Annotated in this window: 17 protein-coding genes; 12 read left to right on the plus strand and 5 right to left on the minus strand. The window is 69.7% G+C overall.

The window, feature by feature from the left end:
- Positions 1-710: 710 nt before the first annotated feature.
- The gene (locus ABGB01_RS44940; RefSeq protein WP_347780385.1) at positions 711-1544 is read right to left on the minus strand and encodes an SDR family NAD(P)-dependent oxidoreductase; all 834 of its coding nucleotides are present in this window, start codon (positions 1542-1544) and stop codon (positions 711-713) included.
- Between the two features lie 685 nt (positions 1545-2229).
- On the opposite strand from ABGB01_RS44940, the gene ABGB01_RS44945 reads away from it, so the two are divergent.
- Positions 2230-2697 carry a metalloregulator ArsR/SmtB family transcription factor gene (locus ABGB01_RS44945; protein ID WP_347780387.1) on the plus strand — a complete coding sequence of 156 codons (468 nt, stop codon included), beginning with the start codon at positions 2230-2232 and terminating at the stop codon, positions 2695-2697.
- Positions 2698-2708: 11 nt separating this feature from the next.
- Positions 2709-3785, plus strand: a complete 1077-nt coding sequence (locus ABGB01_RS44950) for a GNAT family N-acetyltransferase (protein ID WP_347780389.1) — start codon at positions 2709-2711, stop codon at positions 3783-3785.
- Between the two features lie 76 nt (positions 3786-3861).
- Here the strand turns inward: ABGB01_RS44950 and ABGB01_RS44955 are convergent, their stop codons facing one another.
- Positions 3862-4263 carry a MerR family transcriptional regulator gene (locus ABGB01_RS44955; protein WP_347780390.1) on the minus strand — a complete coding sequence of 134 codons (402 nt, stop codon included), beginning with the start codon at positions 4261-4263 and terminating at the stop codon, positions 3862-3864.
- A 565-nt stretch (positions 4264-4828) separates the two neighbouring features.
- Here ABGB01_RS44955 and ABGB01_RS44960 point away from each other — a divergent pair.
- The 5 genes from ABGB01_RS44960 to ABGB01_RS44980 all read left to right on the plus strand — a co-directional run bounded on the left by ABGB01_RS44960 (position 4829) and on the right by ABGB01_RS44980 (position 8894).
- Positions 4829-6307, plus strand: coding sequence for a SulP family inorganic anion transporter (locus ABGB01_RS44960; protein ID WP_347780410.1), 1479 nt, complete (start codon positions 4829-4831; stop codon positions 6305-6307).
- A 310-nt stretch (positions 6308-6617) separates the two neighbouring features.
- Positions 6618-7001: a hypothetical protein gene (locus tag ABGB01_RS44965; RefSeq protein ID WP_347780391.1), complete on the plus strand. Its 384-nt coding sequence runs from the start codon at positions 6618-6620 to the stop codon at positions 6999-7001.
- 48 nt (positions 7002-7049) lie between these two features.
- Positions 7050-7406 carry a metalloregulator ArsR/SmtB family transcription factor gene (locus tag ABGB01_RS44970; protein ID WP_347780393.1) on the plus strand — a complete coding sequence of 119 codons (357 nt, stop codon included), beginning with the start codon at positions 7050-7052 and terminating at the stop codon, positions 7404-7406.
- Positions 7406-8494, plus strand: coding sequence for an ACR3 family arsenite efflux transporter (gene arsB, locus ABGB01_RS44975; RefSeq protein ID WP_347780395.1), 1089 nt, complete (start codon positions 7406-7408; stop codon positions 8492-8494). Before ABGB01_RS44970 ends, arsB begins: the two co-directional genes overlap by 1 nt.
- Positions 8487-8894: an arsenate reductase ArsC gene (locus tag ABGB01_RS44980; protein WP_347780396.1), complete on the plus strand. Its 408-nt coding sequence runs from the start codon at positions 8487-8489 to the stop codon at positions 8892-8894. Before arsB ends, ABGB01_RS44980 begins: the two co-directional genes overlap by 8 nt.
- An 82-nt stretch (positions 8895-8976) precedes the next feature.
- On the opposite strand, the gene ABGB01_RS44985 is transcribed toward ABGB01_RS44980, so the two are convergent.
- Genes ABGB01_RS44985 through ABGB01_RS44995 form a run of 3 tightly spaced genes read right to left on the minus strand, consistent with a single transcriptional unit; the run spans position 8977 to position 10654 of the window.
- The gene (locus ABGB01_RS44985) at positions 8977-10044 is read right to left on the minus strand and encodes an ArsO family NAD(P)H-dependent flavin-containing monooxygenase (protein ID WP_347780397.1); all 1068 of its coding nucleotides are present in this window, start codon (positions 10042-10044) and stop codon (positions 8977-8979) included.
- The gene (locus tag ABGB01_RS44990; RefSeq protein WP_347780398.1) at positions 10041-10424 is read right to left on the minus strand and encodes a metalloregulator ArsR/SmtB family transcription factor; all 384 of its coding nucleotides are present in this window, start codon (positions 10422-10424) and stop codon (positions 10041-10043) included. Before ABGB01_RS44990 ends, ABGB01_RS44985 begins: the two co-directional genes overlap by 4 nt.
- A 32-nt stretch (positions 10425-10456) precedes the next feature.
- Positions 10457-10654 (minus strand): hypothetical protein, encoded by a 198-nt coding sequence (locus ABGB01_RS44995; protein ID WP_347780400.1) that lies wholly within the window; start codon positions 10652-10654, stop codon positions 10457-10459.
- A gap of 322 nt (positions 10655-10976) precedes the next feature.
- On the opposite strand from ABGB01_RS44995, the gene ABGB01_RS45000 reads away from it, so the two are divergent.
- The 5 genes from ABGB01_RS45000 to ABGB01_RS45020 all read left to right on the plus strand — a co-directional run bounded on the left by ABGB01_RS45000 (position 10977) and on the right by ABGB01_RS45020 (position 16190).
- Entirely contained in the window at positions 10977-11636 is a 660-nt protein-coding gene (locus ABGB01_RS45000) for a TetR family transcriptional regulator (protein ID WP_347780402.1), read from the plus strand.
- Between the two features lie 9 nt (positions 11637-11645).
- Positions 11646-12854 (plus strand): cytochrome P450, encoded by a 1209-nt coding sequence (locus tag ABGB01_RS45005; protein WP_347780404.1) that lies wholly within the window; start codon positions 11646-11648, stop codon positions 12852-12854.
- Between the two features lie 8 nt (positions 12855-12862).
- Complete coding sequence (locus tag ABGB01_RS45010; RefSeq protein ID WP_347780406.1) at positions 12863-13753, plus strand: ABC transporter ATP-binding protein; 891 nt, start codon at positions 12863-12865, stop codon at positions 13751-13753.
- Positions 13750-15366 (plus strand): ABC transporter permease, encoded by a 1617-nt coding sequence (locus ABGB01_RS45015; RefSeq protein WP_347780407.1) that lies wholly within the window; start codon positions 13750-13752, stop codon positions 15364-15366. The genes ABGB01_RS45010 and ABGB01_RS45015 overlap by 4 nt, the downstream gene beginning before the upstream one ends.
- A 242-nt stretch (positions 15367-15608) precedes the next feature.
- Positions 15609-16190: a hypothetical protein gene (locus ABGB01_RS45020; RefSeq protein WP_347780408.1), complete on the plus strand. Its 582-nt coding sequence runs from the start codon at positions 15609-15611 to the stop codon at positions 16188-16190.
- The last annotated feature ends 411 nt before the right edge of the window (positions 16191-16601 follow it).

Consider the following 16601-nt stretch of genomic DNA (forward strand, 5'->3'; position numbering starts at 1 on the left):
CGCCCAACGCCGCGAACGCGCCCGCATCCGCAGCGAGAAAGGCATCCGCTGGGGAGGCAGACCCCTCGCACCGGCCGCCTGAAACCTGTCACTCAACCCGGTGATCGTTTCCGGTCACAGCACTAGCTGCGCCGTTCCAGCGACTGGTGCCAGCACGTTGCGCGCCTGGCGGTACTTCCAGCCCTTCTTGTGCCGCCGCGCGCGCAGCGCCTCGGCGAGGCCATGGACCACCTCGGTGCCGCGCGGGACTCAGGAAGCACCTTGTGGGCGTTTCGGTCGAAACACTTCCTGGACAGCCGTACGTGCCATACGTGCCTGCCAAGGTCATATCTCTCTGAACTGCGGAAAGAGAACAGGAACCCAAGATAAGTCCGGCCTTCTCTTTCACATCACTCGCACAAAGCGTGCGTGTAGGATCCGCGTTTCGCTGTCGAAATCCGAGCCTCCGTGTCAGGTGATTGTCGGTTTCGACATGCCAACACGGACCGGCAAGTCGGGACATATCCCTCCTCTGTCGGTGCGCAGGGCCAATTTCCAGGATCCGGAGACATGCGGCCGATGCTGGGGCGTACGGGATGGCGCGGTCGCCGCGGCGCGCCGATCGATGCCTGCCGGTTGATCGATGTGACAGGTAATGCGGTTGAGTCGGCCCTCCGGCGGGGGCGCTGAGCTGGGCCTGCCCGGCGGGCGGCGCAGGAAGGCCGTGGACGTCAGGCGCCGAGCGGGCCGTGCGCCCGCGCCGACAGGTCCTGCCAGTCGGTCCAGGTCCTGAGCCGGTCCGCGTACGCCTGCTGGATCATTGGGTAGAAGTCCTGGCCGAACAACACGCGCAGGGGCGGGTCGTCGGTGTCCGCGAGGGTGAGCAGCGCCTGGGCAGCGGCGGCCGGGTCGCCCGTGGGCTGCTGCGCGGTGGCCCCGAGACGCTGGCGCAGCTCGTCGTAGGCCGGGTCCATCTGCGCCATGTGGCCGTAGTCGAGAGGGTCGTTGCCGTCCCGGGTGGCGAAGGCGTCGGGCTCGATGATGGTCACCTTGACGCCGAACGCGGCGACCTCGCCGGCGAGGGCCTCGTTGAGGCCTTCCAGTGCCCACTTGGAGGCGTGGTAGGCGCCGACGAGCGGCATGGCGACGATCCCGGCCACCGAGGAGAGCTGGATGATGTGCCCGGAGCGCTGCTCGCGCAGGTGGGGCAGGGCGGCCTGGATCACCCACACCGCGCCGAACAGGTTGGTCTCCATCTGGTCGCGCAGCTCCTGCTCGCTCAGCTCCTCGACCGCGCCGACCTGGGTGAAGCCGGCGTTGTTCACGATGACGTCCAGGCGGCCGAAGTGCTCCTTGGCCTGCTTCACGCTGTCGAAGACGGCCGGCTTGTCGGTCACGTCCAGCTCCAGCGGCAGCAGCGCGTCGCCGTAGGCGGTGACCAGGTCGTCCAGGCTCGCCCTGATGCGGGCGGTCGCGGCGACCCGGTCGCCGCGGGACAGGGCGGCCTCGACGAAGTTACGGCCGAGCCCGCGCGACGAGCCAGTGATGAACCAGACCTTGCTCATGATGTCCTTCCGTTCCCGCCCCTGCCGCGGTAGTCGTGCGGCGGTCACCGCGCGCCAGGCCGGGCGATCACTCCGGGAGATGTGTGCCGCGCGGAAGGTTCGCGCGGTGTCCTGACCAAACATGAGGCGCCGGCGGCGCCTTCCCCGTGACAGCACCGCCGTGTGACATACGCCACGATCACGGATGTCACACGGCGGTGAGGCGCGGCGGCTTGGGTGTGGAGGCCGAAATGGAGAGGTGCCGTTGATCAGCCTGCTGCGGGGAAGGCCGATCTCGGCTACCTGTTCCTGCCGCGGGCGTGGGGATTCGGGTACGCCGCCGAGGCGTGCGCGGCGGCACTCGGCTGGTTCGACGGCGTCCTTACCTGGCCGAGCGAGGAGTTCTTCCTGCTGACCGTCGCGCACGAGCCCAACGAGCATGACGGTCCAGCCGGGGCCTGTAGGTTCGGCCTGCTCGTCGAGGATGCGGATGCCGCGCACCGCCGTGCCCTTGACGGCTGGGAGGAGTCGTCGCCGACCTGGTCGGCGAGCGGGACGCCGTCCGATACGCGGCCCTGCTCATCGGCGGCGCGAACGGGATCGCCGGCCTGGACCTGCTGCACGGCACGCCCCGATCCAGCGGCGGCATCCCGAGGGCGACGCGGTCCAGCGCAGTGCTCGAAGCGGCGACGTCACGGAGGCCGCCTTGCGCGCCCAGAAGGCTCGCGTCGCTCGATCCGACCTCCAACAGGAGCTTGCCACCGCGAAGGAAAGAGCGGTGTCGGTCTTGAGGTCGACACTTCTCGCGAGAGATTTCATCGAGTATCGTCGATTAACGATGAATGGAGAGCGGACACCTCTGCCGCGAGCGGAGGCCGAAGAGTACGCGAGCTGGTTCAAGGCCCTGGCTGATGCCACCCGGATACAGGTCGTGTCGCTGCTGGCCCGGCGGCGCACGCCGATGAGCGTGGGCGAGATCGTGGCGGCTTCCGGCGTGGGCCAGTCCACCATCTCGCACCATCTGAAAATCCTGGCCGAGGTGCGGTTCGTCCTGGTCGACAAGCAGGGCACCTCCAGCCTCTACCGAATCAACGAGGCGTGCGTGAGCTGCTTTCCGACGGCGGCCGACGTGGTCATGGGCAAGCCGGTGCCGGCGCCGCCCATCTGTGAATGAAGGAGCATTCCATGGCGCATGACGAGGTCGTGTGCGGCAATCCGGTCACCGTCGCTGAGCTGCGTGAAGGGGAGACGGTTCTGGATCTGGGCCCGGGTGGCGGGATCGACGTGCTGTCGGCGCGCCGGGTCGGCCCGTCCGGCACCGTGTACGGGCTGGACGCCGGCCCTGACATGGTCGCGCCGGCTCGCCGCAACGTCGAACAGGCCGAAGTGGCCAACACCGAACTCCTGCACGGCACGATCGAGGAGGTGCCGCTGCCGGATCGCTGGGTCGACGTGATCATTTCGAACGGTGTGATCAACCTGTCCCACGGCAAGGCGGCCGCGCTGGCCGAGGCGTTCCGGGTGCTGCGGCCGGGCGGCAGGCTGGGCATCACTGACGTCGTGACCGACGGTGAGTTCGACGAGGAGCGCCGCCGGCAGGCCGAGCAGCGCATCGGCTGCGTAGCAGGCGCGCTGCCGGTGGCCGAGTACCGGCAACTCCTGGCGGCGGCAGGTTTCGTGGGTGTGAGCATCGTCCCGACCGCCGATCACGGTGATGGGGTGCGTTCGGCGATCGTCCAGGCGGTCAAGCCCTCCGCTGGGGCAGGTCTGGAGATCCGGCCGATGCGCGAGTTCGATGCGGCGCAGGTGCTGGCCATCTACCAGGCGGGTCTGGACACCCGGCAGGCCAGTTTCGAGACTAGCGCGCCGAGTTGGGAGAGCTTCACCGCCGGCAGGCTGCCGCATCTGCGCTACGTGGCCGCCGACGCCGGCACCGGGCAGGTAGTCGGCTGGGTGGCCGCCTCGCCGGTATCGTCCCGGTGCGTCTATGCAGGAGTCGTCGAGCACAGCGTCTACGTTCACCCGGGTTGCCAGGCGCACGGCATCGGCCGCGCCCTGCTGGGCGCGTTCATCGCCGCGTGTGAGGACGCCGGCGTCTGGACGATCCAGTCCGGCATCTTCGGTGAGAACGCCGCCAGTCTGGCGTTGCACCAGGCGCTCGGCTTCCGCGTCGTCGGCACCCGGGAGCGGCTCGGCCGCCATCACGGTGTGTGGCGGGACGTGCTGATGGTGGAACGACGCAGCAGTGTGATCGGTATCTGATGGATCGTCCGGCGCTGGGTGTTCTGTCGGCTTCATTGATGCGTGTGCCAAGGCGACAGGCGAGTCCGGCCGCTGGTCAGGCAGTGCCGCCGCCCAGCTGGCCGGCGCGGCGCCGCAGGTCGGTGGCGAACTCCTCGGCCTTGCTCAGCTGCGCTCGCAAGGCCTCACAGCGCTCGCGGGTGGCCTGCTCGAAGTGGCCGAGCCGGGCCAGCAGCCGCTCACGCTCGGCCGCCTCCAGGGCCGTCGCGCCGCTGATGTCGAGCCGGTCGGTGATGGACAGCAGCTCGCCCATCTCCTCCAGGGTGAAGCCGAGCGGCTTCATCCGGCGGATCACCATCAACCGGGCGACGTCGGCCTCGGTGTAGAGGCGGAAGCCGCCCTGGCTGCGTGCCGAGGGCCGCACGAGCCCCACCTCGTCATAGTGCCGGATGGTCCGCAGTGACAGCCCGGTCCGCGCCGCGACCTGCCCGATGTGCATGTGATCTCGGCCACCGTCCGGCGAAGCCGGGACTTCGCCTTCGGTGGCGGAAAGCGCCGGTCCGTCCATCTTCTGCACGACCTCACTGCTCGGCTGTTGGGGCGGTACGGGCTGCCACACCCGCTCCCCGCCGAATCTCTACCCTAACGTTAGGGTAGAGTCGTCGATGGGCGAGCCAAGTCGGATGTCTCGGCGCAGACCGGGCAGCCCTTCACTCTGGCACATCGCCGGCCCGACAACCTGTATGGGCGCCATCCGAGCGCCCCTTCTTCACACGGTAAGGAACATCGACGCGCGCATGCCTGTGATCGCCACCCGCTTGCTTCCCGCCGTGACCCGCCCGCGGTAGCACCGCCCACATCCCCCGGCCTGCCGCCCACCTCTGAATCGGGGCACGCCCCGCGAGCGTGCCCGAATCGAAGGCGGGCGGCCCTCTGCTCGGCCGCTACCTCACCCGCTGCCGCCGTGCCTGGTGGCGTGTTGCCCGCCGGCCCGTGCGGGGCCGATCCATGTCGAAGGACGTCCGTTGCCCAGTTCCTCTGTGCCCGCCCGCCCGTCTGCTTCCCTGGCCGGCCGCCTGCGGCCCGGCCGCCCGGCCTGGCTGACACCCTCAGTGGCCCGTACCGAGATCCTGTCCGGCCTGGTCGTCGCGCTCGCCCTCATCCCCGAGGCGATCTCGTTCTCCATCATCGCCGGGGTGGACCCCAGCGTCGGCCTGTTCGCCTCATTCACCATGGCGGTCGTCATCGCCATCGCCGGCGGCCGCCCCGCCATGATCTCGGCCGCCACCGGCGCGATCGCGCTGGTCGTCGCACCGCTGGCGCGCGAATACGGCCTCGGCCACCTGATCGCCACCGTCATCCTCGGCGGCCTCATCCAGGTCGCGCTCGGCGCGCTCGGCGTGGCCAGGCTGATGCGGTTCGTGCCACGCAGCGTCATGGTCGGCTTCGTCAACGCCCTGGCCATCCTGATCTTCATGGCGCAGGTGCCCGAACTGGTCGACGTGCCGTGGACGGTGTATCCGCTGGTGGCCGCCGGGCTGGCGCTGATGGTGTTCTTCCCCCGCCTGACCAAGGCGGTCCCGGCTCCGCTGGTGTCCATCGCCGCGCTGACCGCCATCACCGTCGGTGCCGCGCTGGCCGTGCCGACCGTGGGCGACCGCGGTGCGCTGCCGGCCGCGCTGCCCGTGCCCGGCCTTCCGGACGTGCCCTTCACCCTGGACACCCTGACCCTCATCGCCCCGTACGCGCTGGCCTTCGCCCTGGTCGGGCTGATGGAGTCGCTGATGACCGCCAAACTGGTCGACGACATCACGGACACCCGCTCCTCCAAGACCCGCGAGTCCATCGGCCAGGGCATCGCCAACATCGTCACCGGATTCTTCGGCGGCATGGGCGGCTGCGCCATGATCGGCCAGACCATGATCAATGTGAAGAACGGTGCCCGCACCCGGCTGTCCACCTTCACCGCAGGCGTCATGCTCATGGTGCTGTGCATAGTCTTCGGCCCCTGGGTGTCGCAGATCCCGATGGCCGCCCTGGTCGCCGTCATGATCCTGGTCTCGTTCGGCACGTTCGACTGGCACTCCATCGCCCCCGCCACGCTCAAGCGCCTGCCCGCCGGCGAGATCACCGTCATGGTGATCACGGTCGCCGTCGTGGTCGCCACGCACAACCTGGCCATCGGCGTGGTCGTCGGCTCCCTGACGGGCCTGATCATCTTCGCCCGCCGCGTCGCCCACCTGGCCCAGGTCTCCGCCGTCATCGACCCGGACGGTGGCCAGGTCGTCTACGCCGTCACCGGTGAGCTGTTCTTCGCCTCCAGCAACGACCTGGTCTCCCAGTTCGACTACGCGGAAGACCCTGACGACGTGGTCATCGACCTGACCGACGCCCACATCTGGGATGCCTCCTCCGTGGCCGCCCTGGACACCGTCGAGTCCAAGTACGCCGCCCGCGGCAAGATCGTGCGGATCATCGGACTCAACCAGGCCAGCGCCAAGATGCACGCCACCTTGTCCGGCGAACTGTCCGGCAGCCACTGACGCCCCCGCCGCTCCCGCACCGGCCCGTGAGGAGGCTGGGATGGCGGCCTTGTACCCGTGTCTCCGCTGCCATGGGCTGCGGCGCTGCTTGCCGGTCTTTCCGGTCAGTTGAGTGCACGTTCAGCGTGATCTGGCGTGGAACCCCGGGCGTTTACGCCCGGGAGGAAACGACAGCGCGGGAGGGCCGCCAGGCTCGAGCGGTGCCCTGGTCTTCGGTCTTCGTGCGGCGCTCAGTCTGGCCGCTTCTGGTTCTCGATGTACTCCTTGATGATCGACGGAGGTGCGCCGCCGCAGGAGGCGGCGAAGTACGGTGCAGGTGAAGCTCCTGCCGACGCCGCAGCAGGCGACGGCGTTGGATGCGACCCTGCGCGCCGTCAACGCTGCGGCGAGTGTGGTCGCCGCCCTCGCCTTCGAACAGCGATGTTTCCGTAACTTCGATCTGCGCAGGCACGCCGACGATCAGATCAAGGCCGAGTTCGCCCTGGCCGCCCAGGCCGCCCAGCACGTCATCAAGAAGGTCGCCGACGCCTACCGCGCCCTGCACGCCAACCTGGCCGCCGGGAATCTGGGCAAGCCCGGATCCCCGCGCCGTCTCAAGGCCGAAGCACCCCATGTACGGCGAGGAGCTGCAAGCTCGGCCGTTTACATTTACGGCCGAGAAGCTGACGTACCGAGCAGGCATGGGCGTATGTAAATATAGACATGCATCTATTTTGACGAGCGTCTATACGGAAGGCCGCGGATGGAACTGCTGGAAATTCTGGAGTGCAGCCCGCCGTTGACCCGCGAGCCGCTGGACGCCGAGCAGGCGGCCGGGGTGGCGCGCGTGTTCAAGGCGCTGGGTGATCCGGTGCGACTTCGCATCTTGTCGATCGTGGCCAGCCGCGCGGGTGGCGAGGTGTGCGTGTGCGACATCACCGGCGCGTTCGCGTTGTCCCAGCCGACTATCAGCCACCACCTGAAGGTGCTCAAAGAGGTCGGGCTGCTGACCTCCGAGCGGCGTGCCTCCTGGGTCTACTACCGCCTGGTGCCCGAGACGCTGGGCGAGCTGTCGGCGCTGCTGAACCTGCCCGCCACCGCACCGGCAGGTCCGCTGTGATGGCCACGCAACCCGCACAGGCCGGCGCGCCGCCGGCGGGCGTGATCGGCGCTCTGTCGGTACTGGATCGGTTCCTGCCGGTGTGGATCATCGCGGCCATGGGCGTAGGGCTGCTGCTCGGCCGGTTGGTGCCCGGCCTGGACACCGCGCTGGACGCCGTCAAGATCGGCGAGATCTCGTTGCCGATCGCGCTGGGCCTGCTGCTGATGATGTACCCGGTGCTGGCCAAGGTCCGCTACGACCGGCTCGGCACCGTGACCGGCGACCGCCGCCTGCTGATCTCCTCGCTGGTGCTGAACTGGGTGCTCGGTCCGGCGCTGATGTTCGCCCTGGCCTGGATCTTGCTGCCGGACCTGCCCGAGTACCGCACCGGCCTGATCATCGTCGGGCTGGCCCGGTGCATCGCCATGGTGCTCATCTGGAACGACCTGGCCTGCGGCCACCGTGAGGCCGCCGCCGTGCTGGTCGCGCTCAACTCCGTCTTCCAGGTGGTCGCCTTCGGCGCGCTGGGCTGGTTCTACCTGCAGGTGCTGCCCGGTTGGCTCGGCCTGGCCCAGGCGGCCCTGGGGGTGTCGGCCTGGGACATCGCCTTCTACGTGCTCATCTTTCTCGGCATCCCGCTGCTCGCGGGCTACGCCTCGCGCAAGCTGGGCGAACGCGCCCGCGGCCGCGACTGGTACGAGCAGCGCTTCCTGCCGCGCGTCGGCCCGATCGCCCTGTACGGCCTGCTGTTCACCATCGTCATCCTGTTCGCCCTGCAAGGGCAGACCATCACCTCCCAGCCGGGGGACGTGGCCCGCATCGCGCTGCCGCTGCTGGCCTACTTCTCCCTCATGTGGGGCGGCGGCTTCCTGACCGGCAAGGCGATCGGCCTGCCGTACGACAGGACGACGACGCTCGCCTTCACCGCCGCGGGCAACAACTTCGAACTGGCCATCGCGGTCGCGGTCGGCGTCTTCGGCGTCACCTCCGGCCAGGCCCTGGCCGGCGTCGTCGGCCCGCTCATAGAAGTGCCCGTCCTGGTCGCCCTGGTCTACGTCAGCCTGGCCGGCCGCCGCCTCTTCACCAAGGAGCCCGCTCGTGCCTGACCGCACCCCTCACAAGCCCAGCGTCCTGTTCGTCTGCGTGCACAACGCCGGACGCTCCCAGATGGCCGCCGGATGGCTCACCCACCTGGCCGGCGACCGTATCGAGATTCGCTCGGCCGGTTCCGCCCCGGCCGAGCGGGTCAACCCGGTCGCCGTCGAGGCCATGGCCGAGGTCGGTATCGACATCACCGCCGCCCAGCCGAAGATCCTCACGGCCGACGCCGTCCAGGCGTCTGACGTGGTCATCACCATGGGCTGCGGAGACGCCTGCCCGATCTTCCCCGGCAAGCGCTACGAGGACTGGAAGCTCGACGACCCGGCCGGGCAGGGCATCGAGGCCGTCCGCAAGATCCGTGACGACATCCGCGCGCGCATCGAGCAGTTGATCACCCAGCTGTAACCGCAGCAGATCAGGACGGCACGCGCCGTCAGGTGATGCCTCGGGCGAACGCCCCGAGTGCGTGGTCGAGCTGCGTCGTGCCCTACAACTGGGCGGTGATCTCGCCGGCGAGCTGCCGGGCGGTGCGGCCGGCGCCGATGAGGGTGGCCGATGCGGGACCGGTCCAGTCGCCGTAGCCAAGCAGGTGCAGGCGCGGTTCGGCCAGGGCTCGGGTGCCGTCGGTGTGGATCAGGCCGCTGGGGCCGCGCAGCCGCAGCGGGGCCAGGTGAGCGAGGGCGGGACGAAAGCCCGTGCACCACACGATCACGTCGAAGGCCGCGGTGCTGCCGTCGGCCCACGCCACCCCAGCGGGGGTGACGCGCGAGAACATCGGCTCGGCCTTGAGCACACCGCGGTCGCGGGCTTCCCGTACAGGCGCGACGGCGACGATGTCGCCCAGGTCTCCGATGCCACTGGCGCCTGCGGGGTGCTGCCCGGCCAAGGTAGCCCGGTGGCGGCGGGTGGCCAGGTCGAACAGGGCGCGGCCGTCGACCTCGTCGGGCAGCAGCCGGGGCGGGCGCAGCGTCGCCCAGGTGGTCTCGGCGACCTGGGAAAGTTCGGAGAGGATCTGCGCGGCGGAGTTGCCGCCGCCGACGACGAGTACCCTGCGGCCGTGGAAAGGCTCGGGGCCGCGGTAGCCGGCCGTGTGCAACTGCTCTCCGCAGAAGTCGCGCATGCCGGGGTAGTGCGGCACGAAGGGGCGCCACCAGGTGCCCGTGGCGCTGACGACGATGCGGGCGTGCCAGGTGCCGGCAGTGCTCTCGACGGCGAGCCGCGCGCCGGCGCGTCGCACGGTCCGCACCGTGGCGGGGCGGATGATCGGTAGCCGATAGCGCTGCTCGTAGTCGGTGAGGTAGGCGACGACATGGGCGGCGTCCGGATAGGCTCCGCCGGGCGGGATGGGCATCATCCGGCCGGGCAGGGAGCTGTACTGCGCGGGCGAGAAAAGCCGCAGTGACGGCCAGGCGTGCCGCCAGGCGCCGCCGGGGGCTTGTTGGGCGTCCAGGATGACGAAGTCGGCGCCTGCTCGCCGCAGGTGGTAGCCGGCAGCCAGCCCGGCCTGCCCGGCCCCTATGATCACGACATCGGCCGGCCGCGGTGCCGCAGTCATACGGTGATGGGTTCCACGTCCACCGGGCCGCCTGCCGAAGCGGTCGCGGCGAGCGGGGTGAACAGCGCTCCGAGCTTGTTCACCACCTCAGGATTGATGCGGTAGTAGACCCAGGTGCCGCGGCGTTCGCCGTCGATCAGCCCGGCGGTGCGCAGGACCTTGAGGTGGTGGGAAATCGTGGGGGCGGTCAGGTCGAAGGCGTCGGTCAGGTCGCAGACGCACGCCTCGCCGCCGGCGTGCGAGCCGATCATCGACAGCAGGCGCAGCCGCACCGGATCGGCGACCGCCTTGAGCGGCGCGGCCAACTCGGCGGCGTCGTTCTCGGAGAGCGGCTCGCGAGCGATGGGCGCGCAACACTGGATGGTGGCGGGGGCGGCCATGACACGACTCCTTAATTCGATGCCGGTCTAAATTATAGGCGGTGGTAGGCGAGCAGCGCGAACGCCGCCATCGCGCACGCCGCGGCCACCGCGCCCATCACCCACCCGTACCCGGCGGACTGGGCGAGCGCGACCGCGCCAAGGGGAGCCAGGGCCTTGTCCGAGACGGAGAAGACGGCGATCCGGCCGGCCAGGGAGGCGTAGGCGGCGGTGCCGGGCGAGGCCCCCACGGGCGCCGGCCGGCGACACGGTCTGGGTCGTGGTGCCGTCGACGCAGTGGCCGTGGCTGACGGGCCCGCGCTGGAACACGTCCTCGGGCGGGGCGCCGACCGCTCGTGCTGGCCGTGTCCCTCCGGGCTTGATCACCTCCTCCACACGTCGGATCGCCGCAGCGGCGTCGCCACGGGTGCACCGTGGTCCTTCGTCATAGCCTCCCGGACGCCATCGGCAAGCAAGCCTTCACGATGATCTCGGTGGACGAGCACTACACATGTGTGTAGCATAAAGCTCGTTGGAGTAGCTTTGTGTACGTCCGGGTAAACAGGAGTGTGGATGATGGCCAGGATCGAGGCGGATCTTGAAGATCTGACTGCTCGCGCGCGCATCAGGGATGCCGCGATGCGGCTCTTCGGTGAGTACGGGTTCGAGAGAGCGACGATCCGTGGCATCGCCGAGGCGGCCGGGGTCTCCTCAGGACTGGTGCGCCATCACTTCGGGTCCAAGCAGGCGCTGCGCGAGGCGTGCGACGCCTATCTCGTCAAGGAGATCCGCCGGATGAACGACGAGGCACGCACCGATTCCATGCGCACCGCTGCCAACCCGGTTGGTTCCGCGCTGGCCAAGCTGGGGCCGTACCAGCGGTATCTCGCACGGGCTCTGGCCGAGGGATGGGCCGCGCCGCTGTTCGACGAAATGGTCAGGATGAGCGAGGAGTGGCTGGAGGAGGCCGATAAGGCCCGCCCGGATCCACCTTTCGCCAGCCGCAAGGCCCGCGCGACGGTCGGCGCCGCGATGGGCCTGACCGTCCCGATCCTGCACCAGCACATCTCCCGCGGACTCGGCGTCGACCTGGCCACCCCGCAAGGCGCGCATCTGCTCGCGGTGACCCTCCTCGACATCTACTCCCACCCCATGCTCACCCCGGAGACGGCCGCCTCGATGCGAGACGCCCTCGAAAAGCTCCGGAACAGCCCGCCCTCATCGCCTTCCTAGGAGTGCGACATGACACAGGACAGCATCGAGCTGCCCTGGACGGCACGTATCAGCCGGCTCAGCCCTTTCGACCCACCAGGGATCTTCGCCAGGCTCAGGAACGAGCGCCCGCTCCGTCCCATGATCTTCGCCGACGGACATCCGGGCTGGCTCGCCACCGGCTACGACGTGGTCCGCGCCATCCTCGCCGACGGCCGTTTCAGTATCCGGCGTGAGCTGGCCCATCCACCGGTCATGATGCCCAACTCGAACGCACAGGCGGTGTTCACCGCACCTGCCCCGCCCGGCATGTTCGTCCGCATGGACCCCCCGGAGCACACCCGTTACCGCAAGCTCCTGGCAGGGGAATTCACCGTGCGCAGGATGCGGGGGCTCGAAGAGAGAATCGCCGAGGCGACCCACGGCTGCCTTGACGACATGGAGAAGTCCGGGCCACCCGCCGACCTCGTCACCGCCCTGTGTGTTCCCGTGCCCGCCCTGCTCATCTGCGAGCTGCTGGGCCTGCCCAGCCCCACCATTCCCACGTTCCGGCAGGCCGCGGACACCGCGCTCGACGCGGACTCCACCGAGGAGCAGGTCCAGCAGGCATACGCGACCATGCTGGGCCTCTTCCCGCCACTTATCGCGAGCAAGCGCGAACATCCCACCGGCGACGTCTACAGCGGCGTGATCAACAGCGGCAGCCTGTCGGATGAGGAGCTGGCCTCCATCGGGTTGCTGCTGTTCGCCGCCGGATATGAGACGACCTCCAGCATGCTCGCGCTGGGGACGTTCGCCCTGCTGAAGCACCCCCATCAGCTTCAGGCGCTGCGCCGCGATCCCAGCCTGATCGACAACACCGTCGAAGAGCTGCTCCGCTACCTCACCGGGCCCAGCGGCATGCTCCGTACGGCGCTCGAGGACGTCGAGGTGGGCGGCGAACTGATCAAAAAGGGCCAGACCGTGGAGCTGCTGGTCGGCGCGGCCAACCACGACCCGGCCCGCTTCCAGCACCCGCACGAGCTCGACATCACCAGACCGGCACGAGGTCATCTGGCCTTCGGGCACGGCATTCACCAGTGCCTCGGCCAGCAGCTCGCCCGTGTGGAGCTGCGCGTGGTCATGCAAGCACTCTTCACCCGACTCCCCCGCCTGCGTCTCGCGGCGCCCGCACAGGAGATTCCCATGAAAGACGACTCGGCCTTCTTCGGTCCCAAGTGCCTCCCGGTGCAGTGGTGAGCCCTGTCATGACCGCCATCACCACCCGCGACCTCGTCAAGAAGTTCGGCCCCACCCGTGCACTGGACGGGCTCGACCTGACCGTCGGCACAGGGGAGATCCACGGCTTCCTCGGCCCCAACGGGGCGGGCAAGTCCACCACCATCCGGATCCTGCTCGGCCTGGTGCGCGCCGACTCCGGCCGCGCCGAGTTGCTGGGCGGCGACCCGTGGGCGGACGCCACCGAGCTGCACCGGCGGCTGGCGTACGTGCCGGGCGACGTCGAGCTGTGGCCGAACCTCACCGGCGGCGAGGCCATCGACCTGCTCGGCCGCCTGCGCGGCGGGCTCGACGAGACCCGCCGCGCAGAGCTGATCGAGCGCTTCCAGCTCGACCCCACCAAGAAGGCCCGCACCTACTCCAAGGGCAACCGGCAGAAGGTGGCGCTCGTGGCCGCCTTCGCCGCCGACGTGGAGCTGCTCATCCTGGACGAGCCGACTTCGGGTCTCGACCCGCTCATGGAGGCCGTCTTCCAGGAGATCGTCGCGGAGACGCACGCGGCCGGGTGTACCGTCCTGTTGTCGAGCCACATCCTCTCCCAGGTGGAGAAGCTGGCCGACCGGGTCAGCATCATCAGACAGGGCAAGATCGTACAGGCGGGCACGCTGGCCGAGCTGCGCCACCTCACCCGCACCACGGTAGAAGCCCTGACCGCCGCCCCGGTCAGCGGCCTGGCCGCGCTCCCGGGCGTGCACAACGCCGAGACCGAGCACGGGCAGGTGCGGTTCAGCGTGGACGCCGAGCACCTCGACGGCGCCATCAAGCATCTGGGGGCCTTCGGCATCCGGGCGCTGACCAGCCATCCCCCCACTCTGGAGGAGCTCATGCTGCGCCACTACGGCAACGGAGCAGCCGCATGACCGCCACCACCGTCGGCCGCCGCACGGCCGCCTCGCCCGCCGGCGCCCTGACCGGCACCGGGGCGATGCTGCGGCTGGCCCTGCGCCGGGACCGCGTCAAGCTGCCCACGTGGACGCTTGGGATCACCTTGTTCCTCCCATACTTCGCCGGCGTGGCGACCGCGACGAACCCGACGGCCGAAACCCTGCGCGCCAGCGCGGAGATGATGGACGCCCCCATGCTGCGGCTGTTCTCCGGGCCCATGTTCGGCATGGAGAACCCCACGGTCCTGAAATATCTCGTCAACGCCTACTTCCCGGAGTTCCTGCTGGGCGCGGCGCTGATGAGCATGCTGCTGATCGCCCGGCACACCCGCGCCGAGGAACAGAGCGGCCGGGCCGAGCTGGTGCGCGCCGCGGTCGTCGGCCGGCAGGCCGCACTCACGGCCGCGCTCCTCGTCGCCGTCCTCACCAACGTGGTGCTGGCCCTGCTGCTGACCGCGGCGGGGGCGGCCGTCGGAATGACCCCCGGCGACGCGCTACTGTTCGGCGCGGCCACGGCCGCGATGGGGCTCGTCTTCGCCGCGGTCACCTCGGTAAGCGTGCAGCTCACCGAGCACTCCAGGGCCGCGGTCGGAATCGCCGGCGCGGTGCTGGCCGTCGTGTGGCTGCTCCGCGCCGTGGGCGCCGTCCAAGACGTTCAAGGCGGCTGGCTGACGTGGCTCTCCCCGATGGGGTGGGCGCAGCTCACCCGGGTGGCGGATGACGGGCGCTGGTGGCCACTGGCCCTGGCCGTGCTGCTCAGCACGGCTCTGACGGCGGTCGCGTACGCGCTGTCGGCGCGACGGGACCTCGGCGCCGGGCTGGTGGCCTCGCGCCCCGGCCGCGCGCGGGCGGCCCGCGGGCTGCGTTCACCCCTCGCGCTGGCGTTCCGGCTCCAGCGCGCGTCCATCCTGTGGTGGGGCGGGTCCCTGATCGCGGCCGGCCTGGTGTTCGGCGGGCTCGCCGGCTCGATGCGCGAGGGCGTGGCCGAGGAGATCCTCGGCGGCGAGCCGGACGTGGTAGGCGGCTACCTGAGCCTCATGGGGGTCGGGATGTCTCTCCTCGTCGGAATCTTCACGGTCCAGGCGACGACCCGGCTGCGGACGGAGGAGAACCGCGGGCGGGTGGCGCCACTGCTGGCCACCCCGACCGGCCGATGGGCCTGGCTGAGCTCGTCACTCCTGGCCACCGGGCTCGCCGCCGTCGCGCTGCTGATGGTGTCCGGCCTGTCCATGGGTGCCGGCACCGCCCTGGCGCTCGATGACGCCGCCCGTGCGGGAGCGGCGGCCGCCGCCGTGATCGCCCGCACCCCGGAGATCCTCTTCCTGCTGGGGATCGCCGCCACGCTGTTCGGGCTCGCGCCCAGGGCCGTCCCCCTGGCCTGGGCCGTGCTCGCCCTCGGCGCGGTCATCCGCTTCTGGGGCGCGGACCTGCCGGACTGGGTACGGGGACTGTCCCCGTTCGACCACATTCCCCGGATGCCGGTCGAGGACTTCCGCCTCGCCCCGCTGGTGGTGCTCACCGCGCTCGCGGCGGGCCTGCTAATCATCGGCCTGTACGGCTTCCGCAGCCGCGATCTGAAAGGCACATAGGCCCCAACAGCGCACGAGTTCGCCGTCCTTTCGTAGCAAGGCGAGGCGCTCATCCGGCCCGGTAAGGGCAGAGCAGGGGAGACGGCACCCCCAAGGACAACGTGAGGCAGGGTTTTCTGAAAGCTCCGAGCTGCACGGTCCACTTCCCCCGCCCCGGCCGCCTGCCGATCGCAGCCACGGAGGCGGCATCTGCCAACGGTCATCACTGCTCGCCCTTGCCAGTGGATCTCTATGCTTGCGGCATGGACACGGCGGAGCCCGGCCTTGACACCTGGCGGCCTGGGCGGGCGGTGGCGATCATGCCGACGGTCGTCGCCGCCCTGGCGACCGTATGGGCGACGAGCGTTCCAGGTGGATACCTGATGTGGTTGGCGTTGATTACCAATGTCTGGGTCTTCATCGGTCTCATGTGGTTGCTCACGTTGGGCCGCATGCTGTTCGGGCGTGAACCTTCAGCGCGGTTGCGTCGCGAATGGCCAGTGTGGTCACTGCCGCCCCTGATCGTTCTGCTGGTTTGCGGCCTGGTATACGTGGGTGCGCCCCTGAAGGCGCGCTTCGCCCTGTCCCGGCCTGCCCTCGATGGCCGCTCCCAAGCCTTCTCACACGGCGCGCCGCTGCCCGCGGACGACGAATGGATAGGGCTGTTCCCGGTCGAACGGGCCGAGCGGATCCGTGGCGGAGTACGTTTCGCCATCGACGGCACCGGGTTTTTCAGTACTGACGGATTCGCCTGGAGCCCTGAGGGCGAGCCGCCTGAGCCTGAGGGCGAGGATCTCTACGAACACTGGCAGGGCCCGTGGTATCTCTGGAGTGAGTCCGACTAGGGAGTTCTCGATCGCAGGCTCGCAGGGTCACCGGCTCTCGTCGGCCGCCGCCTTGTGAGTCGGTGGAGCCCGATTCGCCCGTCGGCGCCGGTCCTGCGGCGTGTGTGGGCCCATTCTGGGCGTCACCCTGTCCGGTCAGCCTGTTTCGATGTGAGCCGTAAGGCCGTGCAGCCGCTCCAGCAGCGTCAACGCGGCGCCGTTCGGGGCGCCAAGTTACAGGTACTCAGTGCGTCGGCCGGCCTGCATCGGCCTGCTCGGCCGGCTGACCGTGGATCGGAGCGGGCGCTACCGGGTTCGTCCGCAGTGCTCCGGCCTTCAGGCCGGGGGTGAAGCGGACTCTCCCGCGTAGCGGGGCAGGGAACGACGAATCGCGGTCAAGGCGATTCGTGGTGCGCCTCGTCGGCGGCGAGC

Origin of the sequence: Nonomuraea sp. B5E05 (assembly GCF_039880665.1) — a bacterium.
GTDB lineage: Bacteria > Actinomycetota > Actinomycetes > Streptosporangiales > Streptosporangiaceae > Nonomuraea.

Coding starts and splice junctions, on each gene's coding strand:
- ABGB01_RS44940 (WP_347780385.1), bottom strand. CDS start 1,544: ATGAGCAAGGTCTGGTTCATCACTGGCTCGTCGCGCGGGCTCGGCCGT.
- ABGB01_RS44950 (WP_347780389.1), top strand. CDS start 2,709: ATGGCGCATGACGAGGTCGTGTGCGGCAATCCGGTCACCGTCGCTGAG.
- ABGB01_RS44955 (WP_347780390.1), bottom strand. CDS start 4,263: ATGCACATCGGGCAGGTCGCGGCGCGGACCGGGCTGTCACTGCGGACC.
- ABGB01_RS44970 (WP_347780393.1), top strand. CDS start 7,050: ATGGAACTGCTGGAAATTCTGGAGTGCAGCCCGCCGTTGACCCGCGAG.
- arsB (WP_347780395.1), top strand. CDS start 7,406: ATGGCCACGCAACCCGCACAGGCCGGCGCGCCGCCGGCGGGCGTGATC.
- ABGB01_RS44985 (WP_347780397.1), bottom strand. CDS start 10,044: ATGACTGCGGCACCGCGGCCGGCCGATGTCGTGATCATAGGGGCCGGG.
- ABGB01_RS44990 (WP_347780398.1), bottom strand. CDS start 10,424: ATGGCCGCCCCCGCCACCATCCAGTGTTGCGCGCCCATCGCTCGCGAG.
- ABGB01_RS45000 (WP_347780402.1), top strand. CDS start 10,977: ATGATGGCCAGGATCGAGGCGGATCTTGAAGATCTGACTGCTCGCGCG.
- ABGB01_RS45005 (WP_347780404.1), top strand. CDS start 11,646: ATGACACAGGACAGCATCGAGCTGCCCTGGACGGCACGTATCAGCCGG.
- ABGB01_RS45010 (WP_347780406.1), top strand. CDS start 12,863: ATGACCGCCATCACCACCCGCGACCTCGTCAAGAAGTTCGGCCCCACC.
- ABGB01_RS45015 (WP_347780407.1), top strand. CDS start 13,750: ATGACCGCCACCACCGTCGGCCGCCGCACGGCCGCCTCGCCCGCCGGC.
- ABGB01_RS45020 (WP_347780408.1), top strand. CDS start 15,609: ATGGACACGGCGGAGCCCGGCCTTGACACCTGGCGGCCTGGGCGGGCG.